This window comes from Maribacter sp. UH1, from assembly GCF_056839145.1.
Genome location: NZ_CM166387.1, coordinates 1346933 through 1367136, shown reverse-complemented (window position 1 = coordinate 1367136; position 20204 = coordinate 1346933). Strand labels below are relative to the sequence as shown.

Annotated in this window: 17 protein-coding genes; 6 read left to right on the top strand and 11 right to left on the bottom strand. The window is 36.5% G+C overall.

Translation table 11 applies throughout. The annotated features are described in order from the left end of the window. Positions 1 to 32: 32 nt before the first annotated feature. From UH1x_RS05985 to UH1x_RS05970, 4 genes are all read right to left on the bottom strand, one after another. Positions 33 to 1061, bottom strand: coding sequence for a rod shape-determining protein (locus UH1x_RS05985; RefSeq protein WP_027066022.1), 1029 nt, complete (start codon positions 1059 to 1061; stop codon positions 33 to 35). Positions 1062 to 1117: 56 nt separating this feature from the next. Continuing rightward, a complete protein-coding gene (purH, locus tag UH1x_RS05980) occupies positions 1118 to 2650 on the bottom strand; it encodes a bifunctional phosphoribosylaminoimidazolecarboxamide formyltransferase/IMP cyclohydrolase (RefSeq protein ID WP_482625753.1) in 1533 nt (510 codons plus the stop codon). A 92-nt stretch (positions 2651 to 2742) separates the two neighbouring features. Next, positions 2743 to 3192, bottom strand: a complete 450-nt coding sequence (locus tag UH1x_RS05975) for a GAF domain-containing protein (protein ID WP_482625752.1) — start codon at positions 3190 to 3192, stop codon at positions 2743 to 2745. A 112-nt stretch (positions 3193 to 3304) separates the two neighbouring features. Next, entirely contained in the window at positions 3305 to 4405 is a 1101-nt protein-coding gene (locus UH1x_RS05970; protein WP_482625751.1) for a hypothetical protein, read from the bottom strand. Positions 4406 to 4594: 189 nt separating this feature from the next. On the opposite strand from UH1x_RS05970, the gene UH1x_RS05965 reads away from it, so the two are divergent. The 4 genes from UH1x_RS05965 (at position 4595) to UH1x_RS05950 (ending at position 10377) form a co-directional block, all read left to right on the top strand. Then, on the top strand, positions 4595 to 5008 hold the full coding sequence (locus tag UH1x_RS05965; RefSeq protein ID WP_482625750.1) for an HYC_CC_PP family protein: 414 nt from the start codon (positions 4595 to 4597) through the stop codon (positions 5006 to 5008). A 206-nt stretch (positions 5009 to 5214) separates the two neighbouring features. Continuing rightward, a complete protein-coding gene (locus UH1x_RS05960) occupies positions 5215 to 7707 on the top strand; it encodes a heavy metal translocating P-type ATPase (protein WP_482625749.1) in 2493 nt (830 codons plus the stop codon). A gap of 21 nt (positions 7708 to 7728) precedes the next feature. Beyond that, positions 7729 to 9990 (top strand): TonB-dependent receptor, encoded by a 2262-nt coding sequence (locus UH1x_RS05955; protein WP_482625748.1) that lies wholly within the window; start codon positions 7729 to 7731, stop codon positions 9988 to 9990. A gap of 21 nt (positions 9991 to 10011) precedes the next feature. Continuing rightward, positions 10012 to 10377 carry a heavy-metal-associated domain-containing protein gene (locus UH1x_RS05950; protein ID WP_482625747.1) on the top strand — a complete coding sequence of 122 codons (366 nt, stop codon included), beginning with the start codon at positions 10012 to 10014 and terminating at the stop codon, positions 10375 to 10377. A gap of 418 nt (positions 10378 to 10795) precedes the next feature. On the opposite strand, the gene groL is transcribed toward UH1x_RS05950, so the two are convergent. From groL to miaB, 7 genes are all read right to left on the bottom strand, one after another. Further along, a complete protein-coding gene (groL, locus tag UH1x_RS05945) occupies positions 10796 to 12430 on the bottom strand; it encodes a chaperonin GroEL (RefSeq protein WP_482625746.1) in 1635 nt (544 codons plus the stop codon). 118 nt (positions 12431 to 12548) lie between these two features. After that, positions 12549 to 12827: a co-chaperone GroES gene (locus UH1x_RS05940; RefSeq protein ID WP_036156781.1), complete on the bottom strand. Its 279-nt coding sequence runs from the start codon at positions 12825 to 12827 to the stop codon at positions 12549 to 12551. Positions 12828 to 12970: 143 nt separating this feature from the next. Next, positions 12971 to 13330: a preprotein translocase subunit SecG gene (secG, locus tag UH1x_RS05935; RefSeq protein WP_396633280.1), complete on the bottom strand. Its 360-nt coding sequence runs from the start codon at positions 13328 to 13330 to the stop codon at positions 12971 to 12973. 6 nt (positions 13331 to 13336) lie between these two features. Next, the gene (locus tag UH1x_RS05930; protein WP_482625745.1) at positions 13337 to 14473 is read right to left on the bottom strand and encodes a hypothetical protein; all 1137 of its coding nucleotides are present in this window, start codon (positions 14471 to 14473) and stop codon (positions 13337 to 13339) included. A gap of 4 nt (positions 14474 to 14477) precedes the next feature. Further along, positions 14478 to 14999 (bottom strand): LptE family protein, encoded by a 522-nt coding sequence (locus UH1x_RS05925; RefSeq protein ID WP_482625744.1) that lies wholly within the window; start codon positions 14997 to 14999, stop codon positions 14478 to 14480. A gap of 21 nt (positions 15000 to 15020) precedes the next feature. Then, positions 15021 to 16307: a sigma-54 interaction domain-containing protein gene (locus UH1x_RS05920; protein ID WP_482625743.1), complete on the bottom strand. Its 1287-nt coding sequence runs from the start codon at positions 16305 to 16307 to the stop codon at positions 15021 to 15023. A gap of 21 nt (positions 16308 to 16328) precedes the next feature. Beyond that, positions 16329 to 17774, bottom strand: a complete 1446-nt coding sequence (miaB, locus tag UH1x_RS05915; protein ID WP_482626490.1) for a tRNA (N6-isopentenyl adenosine(37)-C2)-methylthiotransferase MiaB — start codon at positions 17772 to 17774, stop codon at positions 16329 to 16331. 150 nt (positions 17775 to 17924) lie between these two features. On the opposite strand from miaB, the gene UH1x_RS05910 reads away from it, so the two are divergent. Continuing rightward, the gene (locus UH1x_RS05910; RefSeq protein WP_482625742.1) at positions 17925 to 18671 is read left to right on the top strand and encodes a hypothetical protein; all 747 of its coding nucleotides are present in this window, start codon (positions 17925 to 17927) and stop codon (positions 18669 to 18671) included. A gap of 55 nt (positions 18672 to 18726) precedes the next feature. Continuing rightward, positions 18727 to 19992 (top strand): LVIVD repeat-containing protein, encoded by a 1266-nt coding sequence (locus UH1x_RS05905; protein ID WP_482625741.1) that lies wholly within the window; start codon positions 18727 to 18729, stop codon positions 19990 to 19992. The last annotated feature ends 212 nt before the right edge of the window (positions 19993 to 20204 follow it).

Sequence of the window (20204 nt, the reverse complement as noted above, 5' to 3'; positions counted from 1 at the left end):
TAAGTAAGAAGCTGTTCGTTAAAACAAGCTTCTTACTTAATTAGTATGCTCTTGTAGCGTTCTAAATTTTTAAGTGCGATACCGGTACCACGTACTACGGCACGTAATGGATCTTCGGCAATGTAAACTGGTAAGTCGGTTTTTTGAGATAACCTTCTGTCCAATCCACGTAGCATAGAGCCACCACCTGCAAGGTAGATACCAGTATTGTAAATATCGGCAGCTAATTCCGGGGGAGTTTGAGATAATGTTTCCATAACCGCATCTTCAACACGCAGAATAGATTTATCTAAAGCCTTCGCTATTTCTCTATAAGATATTTGAACTTGTTTTGGTTTTCCTGTCAGTAGATCACGTCCCTGTACAGATTTCTCATCTGGTGGAGATTGTAAATCCTCTGTTGCAGAACCTATTTCAATCTTAATTGCTTCAGCCGTACTTTCACCAACATATAAGTTGTGCTGTGTACGCATGTAATAAATGATGTCATTTGTAAATACGTCACCTGCAATCTTTACGGATTTGTCACAAACGATACCGCCTAATGCAATAACCGCAATCTCGGTAGTACCACCACCTATATCAACGATCATATTTCCTTTTGGTTGCATAATGTCCAAACCGATACCAATAGCTGCAGCCATTGGTTCATGAATAAGATACACCTCTTTACCGTTTACACGTTCTGCGGATTCTTTTACCGCACGCATTTCAACTTCAGTAATACCAGAAGGAATACAGATTACCAAACGCAATGCTGGCGGAAACCATTTTTTCTTTAATGCAGGAATATTCTTGATGAACATCATCAACATCTTTTCAGATGCGTCAAAATCTGCAATTACACCATCTTTCAATGGTCTAATTGTTTTTATGTTCTCATGGGTTTTACCTTGCATCATGTTGGCTTCTTTACCAACTGCAATGATTTTTCCGCTAATTCTATCTCTGGCAACGATGGATGGGCTATCGACAACTACCTTGTCATTATGAATGATAAGAGTGTTAGCTGTACCTAAATCTATAGCTATTTCCTCGGTCAAGAAATCAAAAAATCCCATATGTGATATTTAAATTTTAGATAAAAGGGTGTATTTCATCGACAAAAGTAATGAAATTAATGCTTGAAATGACGTGTGCCTGTCATCACCATTGAAATTTTGTGTTCGTTGCAATAATCAACACTCAATTGATCTTTTATAGATCCGCCCGGTTGAATAACACTGGTGATACCCGCTTTGTCCGCAATCTCCACACAATCAGGGAAAGGGAAGAAAGCATCACTTGCCATAACCGCTCCTTTAAGGTCAAAATTAAAGGTTTGTGCTTTGTGTATTGCCTGGTTCAAAGCATCGACTCTACTGGTCTGCCCTGTACCACTTGCGCAAAGTTGTTTGTTTTTAGCAAGAACAATTGTGTTAGACTTTGTATGCTTACAAAGTTTAGATGCAAAAATCAAATCTTCTAATTCTTGATCTGTAGGGTTTGTATTGGTCGCATTAGTAAGATCAGCGACTGTATCTGTTTTATGATCTTTTTCTTGAAGAAGCATACCGTTTAAACAAGTTCTAACTTGCATCTCTGGCATCTCAACTTCATTTTGAATAAGGATGATTCTATTTTTCTTTCCTTTTAAAATTTCAAGAGCTTCTGCGTTATAACTAGGTGCTATAACAACTTCGCAGAATAATTTATGTATCTCTTCTGCCGTAGCTTTATCAATTTCTTTATTGCTGATAAGAACTCCGCCAAAAGCAGAAACAGGGTCACCGGCTAAAGCGTCAACATAAGCTTGGTGTAATGTTTCTCTTTGTGCTAATCCGCATGCATTGTTATGTTTTAGAATAGCAAAGGTAGGAGCATCGTTTTTGAATTCCAGCATCAAATTAACGGCGGCATCAACATCTAAAAGGTTGTTGTATGATAATTCTTTACCGTGTAATTTAGAGAACATAGCATCAAAATCCCCAAAGAAGAATCCTTTTTGGTGTGGGTTCTCGCCATAACGTAAAACCTTGCCTTCAGTCTCGCTTACTTTTAATGCTGCGATTTCATGGTTTTTATTGAAATAGTTAAATATAGCAGTATCGTAATTAGAAGAAACATTAAAAGACTTAGCGGCAAAACGCTTTCTGTCTTCAAGGCTAATGTTACCATTGTCAGCAGAAACAACGTCAAGAAACTCTGCATAATCTTCCATAGAAGAAACACAAGTAACATCCTTAAAGTTTTTTGCTGCAGCACGAATTAAAGATATACCGCCTATATCTATCTTTTCAATGATATCTTGTTCAGAAGCACCACTGGCAACCGTTTTTTCAAAAGGATATAAATCAACAATAACAATATCTATTTGTGGAATTTCAAATTCAGCTAATTGGGCAACATCACTTTCGTTGTCCTGTCTGTTTAAAATACCGCCAAATACTTTTGGGTGTAAAGTTTTTACTCTTCCTCCTAGAATAGAAGGGTAACTAGTTACATCTTCTACAGGAACCACGTCGATTCCTAAATCAGTTATGAATTTTTCGGTTCCTCCGGTGGAGTAAATAGTGATTCCTAATTCTTGAAATTTTCTTACTATTGGCTCTAATCCGTCTTTATGAAAAACTGAAATTAAGGCTGAAGACGCTTTTTTTACACTGCTCATTGTATGATGCTTAAATGTTTTTAATAAGCAAGCAAAAGTAATTTTTTTGCAGTTATAAAATGAGCTAGTTTATCAACAAAAAGCCTAAAGTTTTAAAGAATTTTGGCTACTTCAAAATTTACGAATTCTAAAAAGGTCTCATCTGCCTCTGTAAAAGGGTCAGGAGTGTTAGAGTCGATATCTATTTGACCAATGTTTTCACCGTTAACGAATAAGGGAACAACAATCTCTGCTTTCACTGTAATGCTACATGCAATGTAGTTGTCTTGAGCTTGAACATCCGGCACCACAAAATTCTCGTTGCTTTCGGCTACTTGTCCACAAATACCTTTGCCGAAAGGAATTATAGTATGATCTGTTGGAGCACCAGCATAAGAACCTAGTTTCAGTTCGCGCTTATCACCATTCTTAAAATAAAAACCTACCCAGTCATAATGCGGTACGTTAGCTTTTAAAAGCTCACATATATCCTGCATTTTTGTATCTGGGGTTTTATTAGAATCAATAATGGAACTTACTTGACGGCGTAGCGCTTTGAACATAACTTTTTTTTGCAAAAATACATATTGTTGTAATGTAACGGTGAACGCTAAAACAAAAAAAGAGGATGTTTTTAAACATCCTCTTTTTAATACTAAATATTATATGTTGAGATTATGGTTGAATCTTAACATCAAATTCAATAAAGTCATTATTATTAAATCCTGGTTCAATGGCTGTGATTTTAATCAAACCTTTTTTACCATAGTTGTCTACAAACTCTACAACATCGCCTACACTTAAGTTGGTTATGTTTTGAGAACTTGAGCTTGTAATAAAATCTAATTCACTGTTTAGTGCGATTGCGTCAAATGCCGTAGCATCTATAGTAATAGAAGTTGAGAAGAACATTTGATTCAATGTTTCCGTTGCTGAATTCTCTTCGTCTGCACCTGGCTCTAGTCCTTCTACATCAAATCCAAAAGAAGCATCATATTGTTCTGTAGAAGCAAAAGAAGCATTGTCGCCGGCAGAATCACCAGAAGCACCGTAGTAATAGCCAAAATCCCAGAAAGCTCTAAATTCAGGTCCTACATCAATTCTGTAAACAGTCTCGTTCAATAATGAGAAGAAAGATTCTGTTGATCCATCTTGTGCCGGAGCAAATAGTTTAATGTCTGTAAACTCTCTAACTGCTGCTGCAGGGTTGGTACCTGTACCAATAGTTACTGTAATTTGACCTACACCTAATGCCAATCTTTTTTCGCTGTCCCTAAAATCCCCTTTACCTGTAGTAGTCCAAAAAGAGTAAACAATTTCTCCATTTTCAATATCTGGAACTGGAAGAGGAAAAGAAAAATCGATTTCTTTTTTTGTAGCGCCATCTAAATCAATAGAGCCATCAGCTTTTAAGGCTTTTGTTAAATCATCACTTACCAAATCAAAAGAACTAAAAGGCATTTCTCCTTGTCCTAAATAATTTTGGGTAATATACATTCTTCGTTGTGTAGTAGCGTCTGAAGTAAAAATAACTCTACCTGTAACATTAGTACCTGCTTCTCCACTTGCAGATGCTGTTGTAATATTTGAAGAAGGAACAGCTTCGTTGAAAACTATCGTTGCTACTTCCGGCTCATCAGAGTCATCACTACCGTCATCTCCTGTAGTGTCATCTGGTAATGGAGTATCAAAAATTGATCCATCGTCAGAGCTACAACTGCCTATGAATAGAGCAATAGTGCATATTAAGAAGACCTGTTTAATTTGTTTTTTCATAATTTTTAATTTTGATGATTAGTGTTTAATGATCGTTATTTGTTAATGTGTTAACTCTTTTAACTTAAAAATATTCAGAATCGTATATTATTCACTTAGTTTATTTTGTAAGATATTTCTTAAATAAATGTTTTGTTAAAGAAATGCGGTTAAAGCCCTTAGCTATTCAATATTTTGTAATTTTACAGTGTGAAACAATTGCTACATAAACTATTTTCTGTGTTCATGGCAATGCTACTGTTACTGTCAACAATTTCGTGGACAGTAGAAAAGCATTTGTGTATGGGGCGTGTTATGGATATAGCTTTGTTTGATCATGCTGAAGATTGTGGAATGAAAGCCGGTCTCTCTTTATTGGAAGATGCCCCAACGGTAAAAAAGCATTGCTGTAATGATGAAGCTTTTACCATTCAGGGTCAAGATGATTTAACACATGATATTTCTAGTTTTGATTTTTCACAAAAGGTATTCTTAATCTCTTTTACAAGTTCTTATATAGGCTTGTTTGAAGAAACTACAGATGAGAATGTCGATTTTGATTCATATCCACCGCCTATACTGGCTGAAGATTTGAATATTCTACACCAAGTTTTCTTGATTTGATTTCAACTGATGATTAGCGTTAGTTCGCAAATGCAGTGTAATCAAGTGCTATTTTTAATCTAGTCACCTTTTCTTTTATCAAGCTGTAAAGCAAGTCTACCTTAATATGTAGTTGTTTTATATGTAGATTTTAAAAAGGTTAGTGAATGTGATTAGTTGAAATAGTAGAAACAGTTTTAACAACTGAAAGAAATCATAATCTCATTATGAAAAATACATATCAAATTCACGGAATGACTTGCAATGGCTGCAGAGGCCATGTTGAGCAAACCTTGGCAAAAATTAGCGGAGTATCCAATGCTGTGGTGAATCTAGAAAAGGCTGAAGCAGTTTTGGAAATGGATAATGAAATTCCCTTAAAAACTTTGCAGGCGGCTATGGAAGCTGACGGAGGGCATTATTCTATCCATGAACTCGGTGCTCATGTGCATGAGGCTACAAAACCCAAAGCTGTTGAGAATGGTAATGGTGTTTTTTACTGCCCAATGCATTGTGAAGGAGAAAAGACATATACAGAACCGGGTGACTGCCCGGTTTGTGGTATGGATTTGGTAGAGGAGGCAAGTGCTGCATCTAATAACGGTCAAGAGTATACGTGCCCAATGCATCCAGAGGTTGTTAGTGATGAACCTGGCGATTGCCCAATTTGTGGAATGGACTTAGTACCGAAGCAAGCAGATATTTCCGCCGAAGAAAAGAGCTATCAAAAACTACTGAATAAGTTTAAAATAGCAGTAGGGTTTACGTTGCCGATCTTTCTTATTGCAATGTCAGAAATGATACCTAATAATCCGCTTCAGGATATTTTGAGCTTGAAGTATTGGAACTGGGTGCAATTTGCATTATCGATACCTGTGGTGTTTTATGCCACGTGGATGTTTTTTGAACGTGCTTATCGTTCTGTTAAAACATGGAATTTAAACATGTTCACATTAATAGGTATTGGAGCAGGGGTAGCGTGGTTGTTTAGTGTATTCGCTATTTTGGTGCCCGATTTTTTTCCGGCACAATTTAAAACAGATCAAGGTACGGTTCATGTATATTTTGAAGCCGCTACGGTGATTTTGACTTTAGTGTTATTCGGTCAGTTATTAGAAGCTCGCGCACATAGTAAAACGAATTCTGCGGTAAAAGAACTGTTGAAATTAGCACCTAATAAAGCTGTTAAGATAGTTGACGGTAAAGATGAGAGCATTTCTATTGACCAGATTTCAAAAGGAGATTTACTTCGTGTAAAACCAGGTGATAAAATACCTGTAGATGGAAGTATTTATGAAGGTGAAAGTACGGTGGATGAATCTATGATTACGGGTGAACCTGTCCCAATTCAAAAAGTGGTTGGTGATGCAATAAGCTCAGGTACCATAAATGGCAAAGGCTCTTTTGTAATGACTGCAGAGAAAGTAGGGGCAGATACGTTATTGTCGCAAATTATCGATATGGTGAACAAGGCTAGTCGAAGTCAAGCGCCTATCCAGAAATTAGCGGATAAAATATCTAGTTATTTTGTGCCGGCAGTTGTTTTTATTTCCATTGTAACTTTTTTGGTTTGGGTCACTTTTGGTCCAGAACCGGCTTATGTATATGCTTTGGTGAATGCCATTGCGGTGTTGATAATTGCTTGTCCGTGCGCACTAGGTTTGGCTACACCAATGTCCGTAATGGTAGGTGTAGGTAAAGGAGCGCAATCAGGAGTGTTGATTAAAAATGCTGAAGCTTTAGAGCGAATGGATAAAATTGATACTCTGGTGATAGATAAAACCGGAACCATCACGGAAGGTAAACCGTCTGTTGAAGAGATAGGTAGTATTGATGGCGTTGATGAAGATTTGGTGTTGCAATATATTGTCTCCTTAAATCAGTATAGTGAGCACCCATTGGCAGATGCTACGGTGAATTATGGTAAAACAAAAAATGTGTCCATTTTAAAGGTTGAAGATTTCAGTTCTATTACAGGTATGGGAGTTTCTGGTAAAATTGAAGGCATAACTATTCTTTTAGGTAACCGAAAAATGATGTTAGAAGCTAATGTTTCTATCCCAGAAAAGTTATTGGTAATCGTTTCTGCGTATCAAAAGCAGGGTAAAACAGTTTCTTATGTAGCTGCTGCTGGCACGGCAATTGGTTTTGTTGCTATTGGTGATAAAATCAAGGAAACCAGTAAAAAGGCTATTAAAGCGCTTCAGAATTCTGGTATCTCGGTAGTCATGTTAACAGGTGATAATCATGATACGGCAAAGGCTGTAGCGAATCATTTAAGTCTGACAGACTTTAAAGCGAGTATGCTTCCTCAAGATAAGCTTGCAGAAGTGGAGCGTTTGCAGTCAGAGGGTAAAAAAGTTGCTGTTGCCGGCGATGGTATAAATGACGCACCTGCATTGGCAAAAAGTGATGTAGGTATTGCTATGGGTACTGGTACGGATGTTGCTATTGAGAGCGCTACGATTACCCTGGTTAAAGGTGATTTACATGGTATCGTTAAAGCACACAACTTAAGTAAAGCTGTGATGAAAAACATTAAGCAGAATTTATTTTTTGCACTGATTTATAACACGGTCGGTATTCCTATTGCTGCAGGAGTGTTATATCCTTTTTTCGGATTGTTACTTTCTCCTATGATTGCCGCTTTAGCAATGAGTTTCAGTTCTGTTTCCGTGATTGCAAATGCATTAAGATTACGAGCAGCAAAAATTGATTAATAAAATTGAATAAAAAATTAAATGAATAAATATATCATACTAATAATAGCCATGTTGCCCTGGTTTGCTTTTTCTCAAGAAAAGGTAGAAGGTGTAGTGTTAGATTCTGAGGGGTCTAATGCGTTGACACTTTCGGGTGCAAATGTCTATTGGCAAGACTCTCAAACGGGAGTAGTGACAGACTTTGACGGTAAATTTTCAATTCCGTACATAAAGGAATTTAATAGATTAATAATTAGTTATGTAGGTTTTGAGTCGGATACACTGACAATAAACGAACCTAAAACTTTGAGAATAACTTTAAAGCCATCTAATGAATTAGACGAGGTGGTGGTGCAACAAGAACGCGATGCAATACAGAAGACATATTTCAGTCCGCAGAACGTCATCACTGTTAATAGTGCAGAGTTGTTGAAGGCAGCTTGCTGTAATTTGGCGGAGAGTTTCGAAACCAATCCGGCAATTGATGTGAATTTATCCGATGGGTTAACGGGTACCAAACAAATACAAATGTTAGGATTGACGAGTCCGTATTTATTAATCACGCAAGAGAATATTCCTATGGTTCGTGGAGCGTCACAAGCATACGGATTAACATTTACGCCTGGTACATGGATAGAGAGTATTCAAATTACCAAAGGTGCAGGTAGTGTCGTAAATGGCTATGAAAGTATATCTGGTCAGATTAACACAGAGCTGGTAAAACCATTAACTGATAATGCTGTTTTTGTAAACGGGTATGCAAACCAAAACGGGCGCTATGAATTGAACACTCATTTCAATAGAAAGCTGACAGATAAGTGGAGTACAGGTTTATATATACACGGTAATAAACGAGTACAAAAAGAAGATGATAATAATGACGGATTCTTAGATGCACCATTAGGGGAGCAATTGAATGTAATGAACCGTTGGCAGTACCAAGATGCGGAAAAAGGATGGGTCAGTTTTTTTAATGTTCGGTTTTTAAATGATGAAAAGCAAGTGGGGCAAGTTGATTTTGACCCTAATACAGATAGAGTAGACGGAGCCAATAAGGCACTGAGCGGAGCCGAATTGTGGGGAAGTGAAATTAATACACGTAGGTTCGATACATCATTAAAGCTGGGATATGTTTTTCCGGAATTACCTTTTCAGAGTTTAGGTTTTCAAACATCGTATAGTTATCATAAACAAGATTCCTATTTCGGGTTCAGAACATATGATATCAACCATGAGAGCCTTTATAGTAACCTTATATTTAATTCAATAATAGGCGATACTAGAAATAAGTTTAAAACGGGAATCACTTTTGCTTATGATGGTTATGATGAAATGGTGACGGCTACAGATTATTCTCGTGTAGATAATTCTGTTGGCGCCTTTTTTGAATACAGCTATGAAAACTTGGAAAAGGTAAGTCTAACTGCTGGTCTACGAGTAGATAATCATAACAGTTTAGGAACTTTTATTACGCCTAGATTTCATATTAGATATACGCCATGGGAAAAAGGAAGTCTAAGAGGTTCGTTTGGTAGAGGTAAAAGAGCAGCCAATATTTTTGCGGAAAATCAGCAGTTGTTTGCTTCGGCTAGAACAATTAATATTGCTGATACTGGCGGTAGTGTTTACGGTCTTGAACCTGAAGACGCATGGAACTACGGAGTCAGTTTTTTACAGGGATTTAATTTTTTGGGTAAAAAAGGAGATATTACTTTAGACTATTATATCACAGATTTTAAAAACCAAATCGTAGTGGATTGGGAGACTCCTCAAGAAGTTTCGTTTTATAATTTAGACGGAGATAGTAGTGCCAAGAGCTTTCAGGTAGAGGTGAATTATGAATTGCTATCGCGATTAAACCTAAGAACATCTTATAAGTTCTACGATGTATCTACAGATTACAAGAGTGGGGATTTGCAAAAGCCATTACTGGCACAACACCGATTTTTAGCTAATTTGGGGTACGAAACAGAGGTAAAGGAAAATGGTTCTCAGTGGAAGTTTGATTATACGTTACATTCTTTTGGGGATATGAGATTGCCAGATACAAGTACAAATGAACCAGCGTATCAGTTAGGGGAATATTCATCACCATATAATCATATGAACGCACAGATTACTAAGGTGTTTTCTAAAACATTTGAGGTATACATTGGCGGTGAAAATCTGTCTGATGTACAACAAGACACTCCGGTTTTAGGAGCAAATGACCCTTTTGGTCCCAATTTTGATACAACCATAGTATATGCGCCTATAATGGGAAGAATGTTCTATGGCGGATTCAGATTTAAGATTTTATAAATAACAAATACAATAATACCTATGAAAACAACAATTTTATCAGCGGCAATGATGCTGTTTGCAGTATTGACCTATGCCCAAGACAAGAACAAGAAAATGACTTTTGATGTAAATGGTAGATGTGCCATGTGTAAAGAGCGTATAGAAGAAGCTGCTTTAAATGTAAAAGGAGTGAAGTATGCGAATTGGAGTATACCAACGCATCAGTTAGATATTATCATGGATGAACGTAAAACCGATGCAATGAAAGTTAAAATGGCTATCGTTGCGGTAGGTCATGATACCAAAGAATTAAAAGCAACCGATGAAGCTTATAATAGTGTTCACCCTTGTTGTTTGTATAGAGAAGACAATTCTGATGATGGTATGCACCATGGTAATGAGTAGTAGAACTCTATGCTGCAGTACGATTGTGCATTAATATGTTTTGGAGAAATATTATAGTTAATTTTTTGCCAACGCGATAATCACGAATCAAAATCTGGAATACATTAGCTATAGATTTATCTTATAATTCTATAACAATGGCACAAGCAAAATCAGCAGGGAAACCAGCTGCAAAACCTTCTCCGGCAAAAGCTGGAAAAAAGGCTGCTCCAAAAGCTGCTCCTAAAAAGAAGTAGTAAGGTTATCGCCTTTAGAAGGCAATACCGTTTGGACGATAAAACCACCTTCTGTAAATAAAGAAGGTGGTTTTTTGTTGGTATAAGTATAAAAAAAAGCTGCACTTGAGTTTTTCAAGTGCAGCTTTAAATTTTATGTATGTCCGCAAACAAGCTAATGATTGCCTGTCGACGCTGTCAACCTACATCATGCCTGGCATTCCGCCACCGCCACCCATAGGAGGCATAGCCGGAGCATCTTCTTTAATGTCAGTCAAAGCACATTCAGTAGTTAAGATCATACCGGCAACAGAAGCTGCATTTTCCAACGCTACTCTAGTTACTTTCTTAGGATCTATAATACCTGCTTTCATCATTTCAACATACTTTTCAGATTTAGCATCGTATCCGTAATCGCCTTTACCTTCAAGTATTTTAGCGATAACAACAGAACCTTCACCACCAGCGTTAGAAACGATAGTTCTTAAAGGAGCTTCAATAGCACGGGCAACAATCTGTAAACCTGTAGCTTCATCTTCATTTTCAGTAGACACCTTTGCAAGAACAGATTTAGCTCTTACCAAGGCAACACCACCACCAGCAACGATACCTTCTTCAACGGCAGCTCTTGTAGCGTGTAATGCATCGTCAACTCTATCTTTCTTCTCTTTCATTTCAACTTCAGAAGCTGCACCTACATAAAGTACTGCAACACCACCAGCTAATTTAGCCAAGCGCTCTTGTAGTTTCTCTTTATCGTAGTCAGATGTAGTAGTCTCGATTTGAGATTTGATCTGGTTAACTCTAGTTTTAATATCTTTTGCAACACCGCCACCGTTAACGATAGTTGTATTGTCTTTGTCTATCTGTACTTTCTCACAAGTACCTAACATATCTAAAGTAGTGTTATCTAAAGAGAAACCTCTTTCTTCAGAAATAACGGTACCACCAGTTAAGATTGCGATATCTTCTAACATTGCTTTTCTACGGTCACCAAAACCAGGAGCTTTAACAGCAGCGATTTTTAAAGAACCTCTCAATTTGTTTACTACCAATGTAGCTAATGCTTCACCATCAACATCTTCAGCAATAATCAATAAAGGCTTCCCTGACTGAGCAACTGGCTCCAATACTGGAAGTAAATCTTTCATTGAAGATATTTTCTTGTCGAACAACAAGATGTATGGGCTTTCTAGATCAGAAACCATCTTTTCAGAATCGGTAACGAAATATGGAGAAAGGTAACCTCTATCAAACTGCATACCTTCAACAACGTCAACGTATGTATCTGTACCTTTAGCTTCTTCAACAGTAATAACACCTTCTTTACCAACTTTACCGAAAGCTTGAGCGATCAAGTCACCTATAGTTTCGTCGTTGTTTGCAGAAATTGAAGCAACTTGCTTGATTTTTTCAGAAGAATCACCAACTTTTTTAGACTGCTTCGATAAATTATCAACAATGGCTTCAACAGCTTTGTCGATACCTCTTTTAAGATCCATTGGGTTAGCGCCTGCAGCAACGTTTTTCAAACCTTCTTTAACGATAGCTTGAGCTAAAACTGTAGCGGTAGTAGTACCGTCACCTGCTAGGTCATTGGTTTTAGAAGCAACTTCTTTAACCATTTGCGCACCCATGTTTTCTAATGGGTTCTCTAATTCAATTTCTTTTGCAACGGTAACACCATCTTTAGTTACTTGTGGAGCACCAAATGATTTGCTGATGATAACGTTTCTACCTTTTGGTCCTAATGTTACTTTTACAGCGTTTGCCAATGCATCAACACCTCTTTTAAGGCCGTCTCTTGCATCTATATCAAACTTAATATCTTTTGCCATTTTTAATTTTATTTTGATTTATGACTTTTTGCACGGGGCATAAAGTCAAAAAGATTATTAATTTTTTTAATAAAAATATATAGGCTAATGGCTAAGAGCCAGCAGCCGGTTGCTAGTTTTAGATAATAGCAAGAATATCACTTTCTCTCATCATCAAATAATCTGTACCTTCTAGTTTTAGTTCGGTACCAGCATACTTTCCGTAAAGAACCGTATCACCAACTTTAACGGTTACACTGTCATCTTTTGTTCCAGGACCTACGGCAACAACTTTACCTTTCTGAGGTTTCTCTTTTGCGGTATCAGGAATATAAAGTCCAGATGCAGTTTTAGTTTCAGCTGCCATTGGCTCGATAAGAACTCGGTCTGCCAATGGTTTGATATTAACTTTAGCCATAATTATTAATTTTTAAAATTGATTTTTAGTTTCGTGGGTATGCAAAGGCAGAAATTATGCCATTGCCTATTTCCTGACAAATTGTAAACAAAAAATGCCAGCTTATGACAAGCTGGCATTTAAAATATATTGTAGTACTATTTTTATAAACTATCCGACGGTGTAGGCTCATTAGTTACAGGTGGTGTTACTGTTTCTGGCAGTGCTTCTGGCACTACGGTTTCAATATCATCACCTTGTAATAATTTTGAATCTGCATCACCAAAGTTACCTTTAAGGGCAACGTTAGAAGCTAAGATTAAAACTATTAATAGACCTGCTAGAGTCCAAGTACTTTTATCTAAAAAGTCACCTGTTTTTTTAACTCCACCAACAACTTGGTTACCTCCTCCACCAAAAGAAGAAGAAAGTCCGCCACCTTTTGGATTTTGTACCATGATCACTAATACTAGCAATAAGCAAACAACAATGATAAGTATTAGGAAAATTGAAAATGTACTCATTCTAAATTATTTATTATCTTTTCGTAATTTTTCTACCGTCTTAATTCGGTCTGCAAAGAAACTACTTTTTTCTGGATATTTCAAACTTAAAATTTTGTAGGCTTGAATTGCATTTTTATACTTTTTTTGTTCCAGGTAAACCCTCGCTAAAGTCTCTGTCATCAGCTCGTTATGGTCAATTCTGGAAGAACTTGAGATATCTATGACCGCACTCTGTTCTGTAGGTACTATTTTAGGGTTAGAAGCTATAAACTTGTCTATACGGTCGTATTTCTTTTTAATTGCCTCACTTTTGACCTTGGGTTTTCTAATAGGTTTTGGAGTAACTTTTTGTTCCTGTGCCTTAGAAATGGTTTTTTCAATCTTACTTTCTTTTACCTCGGCTTGGGGCTCCATGTTTTCTTCTTGAACATCCACATTAACATCCTCAACAATATTCTCTTCAGATTTTTCTATAGGTTTTTTTGAAGCAAGACTAAGCCATTCAGAAAAAGAATATTTTTCTTTTGCATCGAAAGATAAGGGTTTGCCTATGTCAAGAGCATTTTCATCTTCAGTATTATCAGGGTTTTTAGATTGAAATAATGCTGGGTCTAAAATTTTATCGGCGTCTTCTTCGTTTTGTGGTAATGGTTTGTCATCAGATGGAGCAATTAGTGCGGCAGTAGTGGCTGCGATGATAATATCCGATGCATCGGTTTCTGTAGATTCAATTTCCGTGACTTCTACTTCTTCGGTAGGTTCATCAGGTATATTTACTTCTTCTTGTGTAATTGAAGAATCCTCTTTTTCAACAATTTCAATTTGGTCTACCGCAGATGTTTTTTCGACATCTTCTATTATTTCAACCTCTTTATTTTCTTCTATTTCGGCAATTGTACTTTTTGTAGGGTCGAATTGTAAAAAGTCTTTAGACGTAATAAATTCAAAAAGAACATCTCTGTCCGTAGTATATGCAGCAGTTACCTTAAGGGCTTTATTGTATTTGTAACTATTTAGATTTTTTAGTCCCTTTAAATGTAATGCGCGTGCAGCTTGAAAATAAGGATACTCGTCAATAATATCTTCTAGATGTTTTGTGTGAATAGGTTCTACCACTTTGGTAGGATGTTCTAGAAAATATGTAAAGTCCTTAACGTTCATGTAATTACCAATCTGCTAGTGAGGCGTTGAAAATATCTTGTGTCAACCTTTCAAAAATGATTTCATGAGCTTCACTCTTAATGGTCGCTAATTGTGTATCTGCATCATAATCATAAAAGAAAGAAAAACTTTGGTCAAAAGCAGCATCTTCTTTTAATTGATTGAAAAAACGTACTTTAACTCTAATGGATAGTCTATTCTGTGCCGCTGTTTGCGCTGCTGTTGCAGACATAGGTGAAATTTTATATTCGGTTATTTCACCTTCGTATAATAAATCTGGATTTCCGGTACTTATGAGTTCTAGACTGGTCTGGTTTTGAATTCTGTCCTGTAATGCTAAAGTAAAATCTCTATCAACCCCAGGTTCAAAAGTAGAACCAGGACTCTGTGTGGCATAATTTTGAAAGTAATTTACTTTAAAGGTTTTGGCTTCGCCAACATTACCACCGGTAAAATTATATACACCGCAGCTTAGAAGTAAGATGACGGGCAGTATGAATATCAGAGATTTTTTAAGGTATTTCATTGAAATGAGATTCGTTTTAGTTTAAAGATCGTACTGTTTTATTTTGCGATAAAGTGTTCGTTCAGAAATACCTAATTCTGTTGCTGCAGCCTTTCTTTTTCCGCGGTTACGTTCTAAGGATTTTTTGATTAATTCAACTTCCTTCTCTTGTAAAGATAGGGTTTCTTCTTCTTGAATCTCTTCGGCAAAATGATATTTGTCCTCGTAAGAATCTTGAATTATAGAAGCTTCTTCTTGCTTAGGTTCAGGTAAATGTAAAAGGTTCATAGAAGAATCATCTTGCGAATCGTGTTCTATATCGGCATCTTCTTCATCATCATTACCGTAAATTTTACGAATCAGGTTTTCGTTGTCTTTTTGAACCTTTTCAGAATCGTTGTTTTTTAAAAGCTCCATGGTCAACTTTTTAAGGTCGTTGAGGTCGCCTTTCATATCAAAAAGTACTTTGTACAGTATTTCTCTTTCATTGCTAAAGTCGCTTTCAGATTTAGTATTGGAAACTACTGCAGGTAGATTGCTTGTATTGTTATGCGGCAGGTAACCGTTTAAAGTGGCAGCGGTAATAGCTCTATTTTCTTCTAAGACAGAAACCTGTTCTGCGATATTCCTCAGTTGGCGAATGTTACCAGGCCATCTGTATTTTGTCAATAATGATACGGCATGGTCATCTAGTCTGATAGTAGGCATTTTGTACTTCTGACTAAAATCGGATGCAAATTTTCGGAACAATAAATGAATATCACCTTGACGTTCGCGTAATGGTGGAATGTTAATTTCTACAGTGCTTAAACGATAGTATAAATCTTCGCGAAAACGCTCTTTTTTAATCGCTTCGAACATATTTACATTAGTAGCCGCAACAATACGTACATCTGTTTTTTGCACTTGTGATGAGCCTACTTTTAAAAACTCACCATTTTCAAGTACACGTAATAATCTTACTTGGGTAGTTAATGGTAGTTCGCCAACTTCATCTAAAAATATGGTGCCGCCATCGGCAACTTCAAAATAGCCGCTTCTTGTTTGTGTAGCACCTGTAAAAGCCCCTTTTTCGTGTCCAAAAAGTTCACTGTCAATAGTACCTTCTGGTATGGCACCGCAGTTTACGGCGATATACTTTGCGTGTTTTCTATGGGAAAGCGAATGAATGATTTTTGGAATAGATTCCTTTCCTACACCACTTTCACCTGTAACCAGAACGGAAATGTCAGTTGCGGCAACTTGCATTGCTTTTTCAAGAGCACGATTTAATTTTGGGTCTTGCCCAATAATTTCAAAACGTTGTTTTATGCTTTGTATACTTTCCATATAAAAATGGCTACTATAAAATTAGTTATTGTCAGAATACCCAACTGCAACACCTTTTAAAGTGGCAGAAGTGCAATCGTTAATTTGTACGTTTACAAAGTCGCCCACCTTGTAATTCTCTTTCGGAAAGACCACAACGGTACTTTGGCTATTTCTTCCCATCCATTCCTGTTCAGATTTTTTAGAGGTTCCTTCAATTAAAACCTCTTGTATTTTACCAACATGTTTTTCGGTTCTGTATTGACAGTGGCTTCTCTGTAAGGCAATAATTTCAGAAAGGCGTCTCTTTTTTGTAGTCTCTGGCACATCATCTTCCATTTTTCTACCGGCCATAGTGCCCGGTCTTTCAGAATATGCATACATATAACCGAAATCGTATTTTACGTATTCCAATGCTCTTAACGTGGCAGCATGATCTTCTTCGGTTTCAGTGGGGAAGCCCGTAATAATATCTTGAGAAATAGAACACCCAGGTAAAATTTTTCTAATTTCATCTGTTAGTTCAAAATACTCCTCAATAGTATGTAGCCGATTCATTTCCTTTAAAATGCGATTGCTACCACTTTGTACAGGTAAATGAATATGATTACAAATATTCTTGTGTTTGGCCATGGTTCTAATGACGTCCAAGGTCATGTCTTGCGGGTTGGATGTAGAGAACCGAATGCGCATTTTAGGGTTTGCCAATGCTACCATTTCCAATAATTTAGAAAAGTTGGTGGCAGTTGCTTTTTGCATATCCGTAGCATTAACGAAATTTTTCTTTAGTCCGCCGCCATACCATAAGTAGCTGTCTACATTCTGTCCTAGAAGTGTAATCTCTTTAAATCCTTTTTCAGAAAGCTCGCTGATCTCTGCTAAGATAGATTGTGGGTCTCTGCTACGTTCGCGACCTCTCGTGAAAGGAACTACGCAAAAAGTACACATATTATCACAACCTCTGGTAATAGAAACAAAAGCCGTCACTCCGTTCGTATTTAATCTGACGGGAGCTATATCGCCATAAGTTTCATCTTTGGAAAGAATTACGTTTACAGCATCTCTACCAGAATCAACTTCTTTGATTAAGTTGGGTAAATCTTTATAGGCATCTGGTCCAACGACCATATCCACTATTTTTTCCTCATCTAAAAGCTTGTCTTTCAGGCGTTCTGCCATGCAGCCAAGAACTCCAACTTTTAAGTGTGGCCTAGATTTTTTTACCTTATTATATTCGGTTAATCTTTTACGAATGGTCTGCTCTGCTTTATCTCTAATAGAACACGTGTTTACAAGTACTAAATCCGCATCTTCTAACGTTTGGGTGGTGTTAAAACCTTCGGTCGCTAAGATAGATGCAACAATTTCACTATCGGCAAAGTTCATGGCGCAACCATAACTCTCAATGTAGAGATTACGCTTGTTCATTTCTTTTCCTTCAACTACCAAAGTTGTGCCCTGCACATTTTCGTCTATGGTTTTCTCCATTTTTGTAATACGTTGCAATAAAATATTTTGGATGGCAAAGATACTATTATAATCAAAAATATGACAAGATGACATGATTATTTAGGGTTTGTTTATGCTTTACACTTTAAAATTATTTAGTTTTAACATCAATTATAACCACCAACACATATGAATTTAGAAAACTTGACACAACAAATTAAAACCAAGCCAGATTTAGAATTTGGCACCATATTCAGTAGGTCTATTGAGCTTTTTAAGAAAGTCTGGTTACAGGGATTCATTATTTTGCTTTTGACCTTTGTTGTAATATTGCCCTTTTATATTATTCTCTATATACCTATGATCGCTTTGGGTATAACTGATCCAGAGTCACTTCAGCATGATGCTTTACCACCAATGGCTGCTATTGCGATGGCAATTCTTGCACCTGTGTTTGCAATTGGCGTAACTACTTTTGCCTTGGCTTTGAATGCGGCATTTCTGAAAATATGTAGAGAAAAAGATCTGGGTAAAGAATCTAGTGATGACTACTTCTTTTTCTTTAAGGAAGGGCGTTTAGGTAAGGTGTTCATACTTGCGCTATACACTTTTGGGCTATCGATTGCTGGGGCACTTGCCTGCGGTGTGGGTATGTTCTATGTAATGGTTCCAGTTTCATTGATACCTGCTTTTTTGGCGTTTTCAAATCATTTATCTCCTTTAGAAATGGTGAAGGCAAGTTTTACTTTAGGCAATAAAAACTGGCTGGTTATATTTGGTTTGGTGATTGTTTCTGCATTTGTGGCGCAACTGGGCTTTATTCTGTGTTGTGTAGGAGTATTGTTTACTGCAATGTTAGGTAAGGTGCCAACATATTATATGTATAAAGATGGTGTAGGTTTCAACGAGGTAGGGGCTAATTCAAACTTATTGTAACGCAACTATTACAGGTTTCTTCATCTTATTGTTGCAACCAGTTAATTTATAGACCATGAAGAATTTTCTTTTTCTTGTTTGTGCCATAGTTTTATCTGTATTTGTTTCTTGTGATGATGATGGACCTTATGAAGATTACCAAGTGGCAAGACCAATTTTGCAAGATGCAATTACTTTTAAGGCAGAAGCTGTTTCGGTTACTGAGCCGGTACCAATTGTATCATCAGGTAAAATATATGCCTACGGTAATTATATTTTTGTCAATGATGTGAATAAGGGATTTCATGTAATCGATAATCAAAATCCTTCATCACCAGAAAGCATTGCATTTATCAAGTTAGAAGGCAATAATGATATTTCTATTAAGGATGATAAGATATATGCCGATAGTTATGGCGACTTGGTCATTTTTGATATTTTGGATATTAATAATATTACAATAGATAGCCGCATTGTAAATGCTATCTATAATAATGGTGTTTGGGCTACGGAAATAGCGTATCCACAAGCAGATTTTTATGAATACGGCGATATTGATTATGATAGGGATATTGTTATAGGCTGGGAGGTCGTGACCGAAAGAAGACCGGTAGAGGAGTATGTATCTAGGTATAATTGTGATGGTTGTGTGGTAGATACTCTTGAAAGTTTTAATGATAGTCCGCAGCCAACTACAGGTCAAGGTGGTTCTTTAGCACGATTTAAGATTATTGGAGATTATCTTTATGTTGTCGATTATAGCGACATCAATATTTTCGACATTACAGATGTTGAAAATGTACAGGTATTAGATGATGTGCAAGTTGCCTGGGATATTGAAACTATTTACAGTCAAGGAGAAATTTTATTTATAGGAGGATCTCAAGGCATGTATATTTATGGGATAGAGAATCCTGAAAAACCAGAATTCATCTCAGAGTTTAGACATGGTACGGCTTGTGATCCTGTCGTTGTTGATGGTGATTACGCGTATGTAACTTTAAAAGGAGGTAATTTCTGTGGTAGTACGGAAAGTGGACTTTATGTAGTTGATATATCTAATCTTGAAAATCCTGAATTAAAAGTGATTTATCCAATGGATGGTCCTAACGGATTAGGTATTAAAGAAAATACCCTTTTTGTGTGCGACGGAGATTCGGGCTTAAAAGTCTATGATAAATCAGATGCACCAAATGTCACTTTGATAAATACTTTTGAAGATATTGTAGCTTACGATGTAATACCATTGGCTTCTTCTTTGTTAATGATTGGTGATCAAACATTATATCAATATGAATATGTAGATAATGATATTAGATTGTTAAGTACATTTCAATTGTAAAATTATTATTAGGTTAAAAAAAGGGAAGCTAGTTTAGCTTCCCTTTTTTTATTTGAGCCCCTAATTAGTTTATGTCTTGTGATATAGCGGCTAGAATAAGCATTAATTTCATGATTTAATAGGCTAAACTCTGTTGAAATATGGGGAAAAATAAATTCTTGAAATTCCAAAGTTTAATTTTTAGTATACATTTGTAAGTATAAACAAGGTTG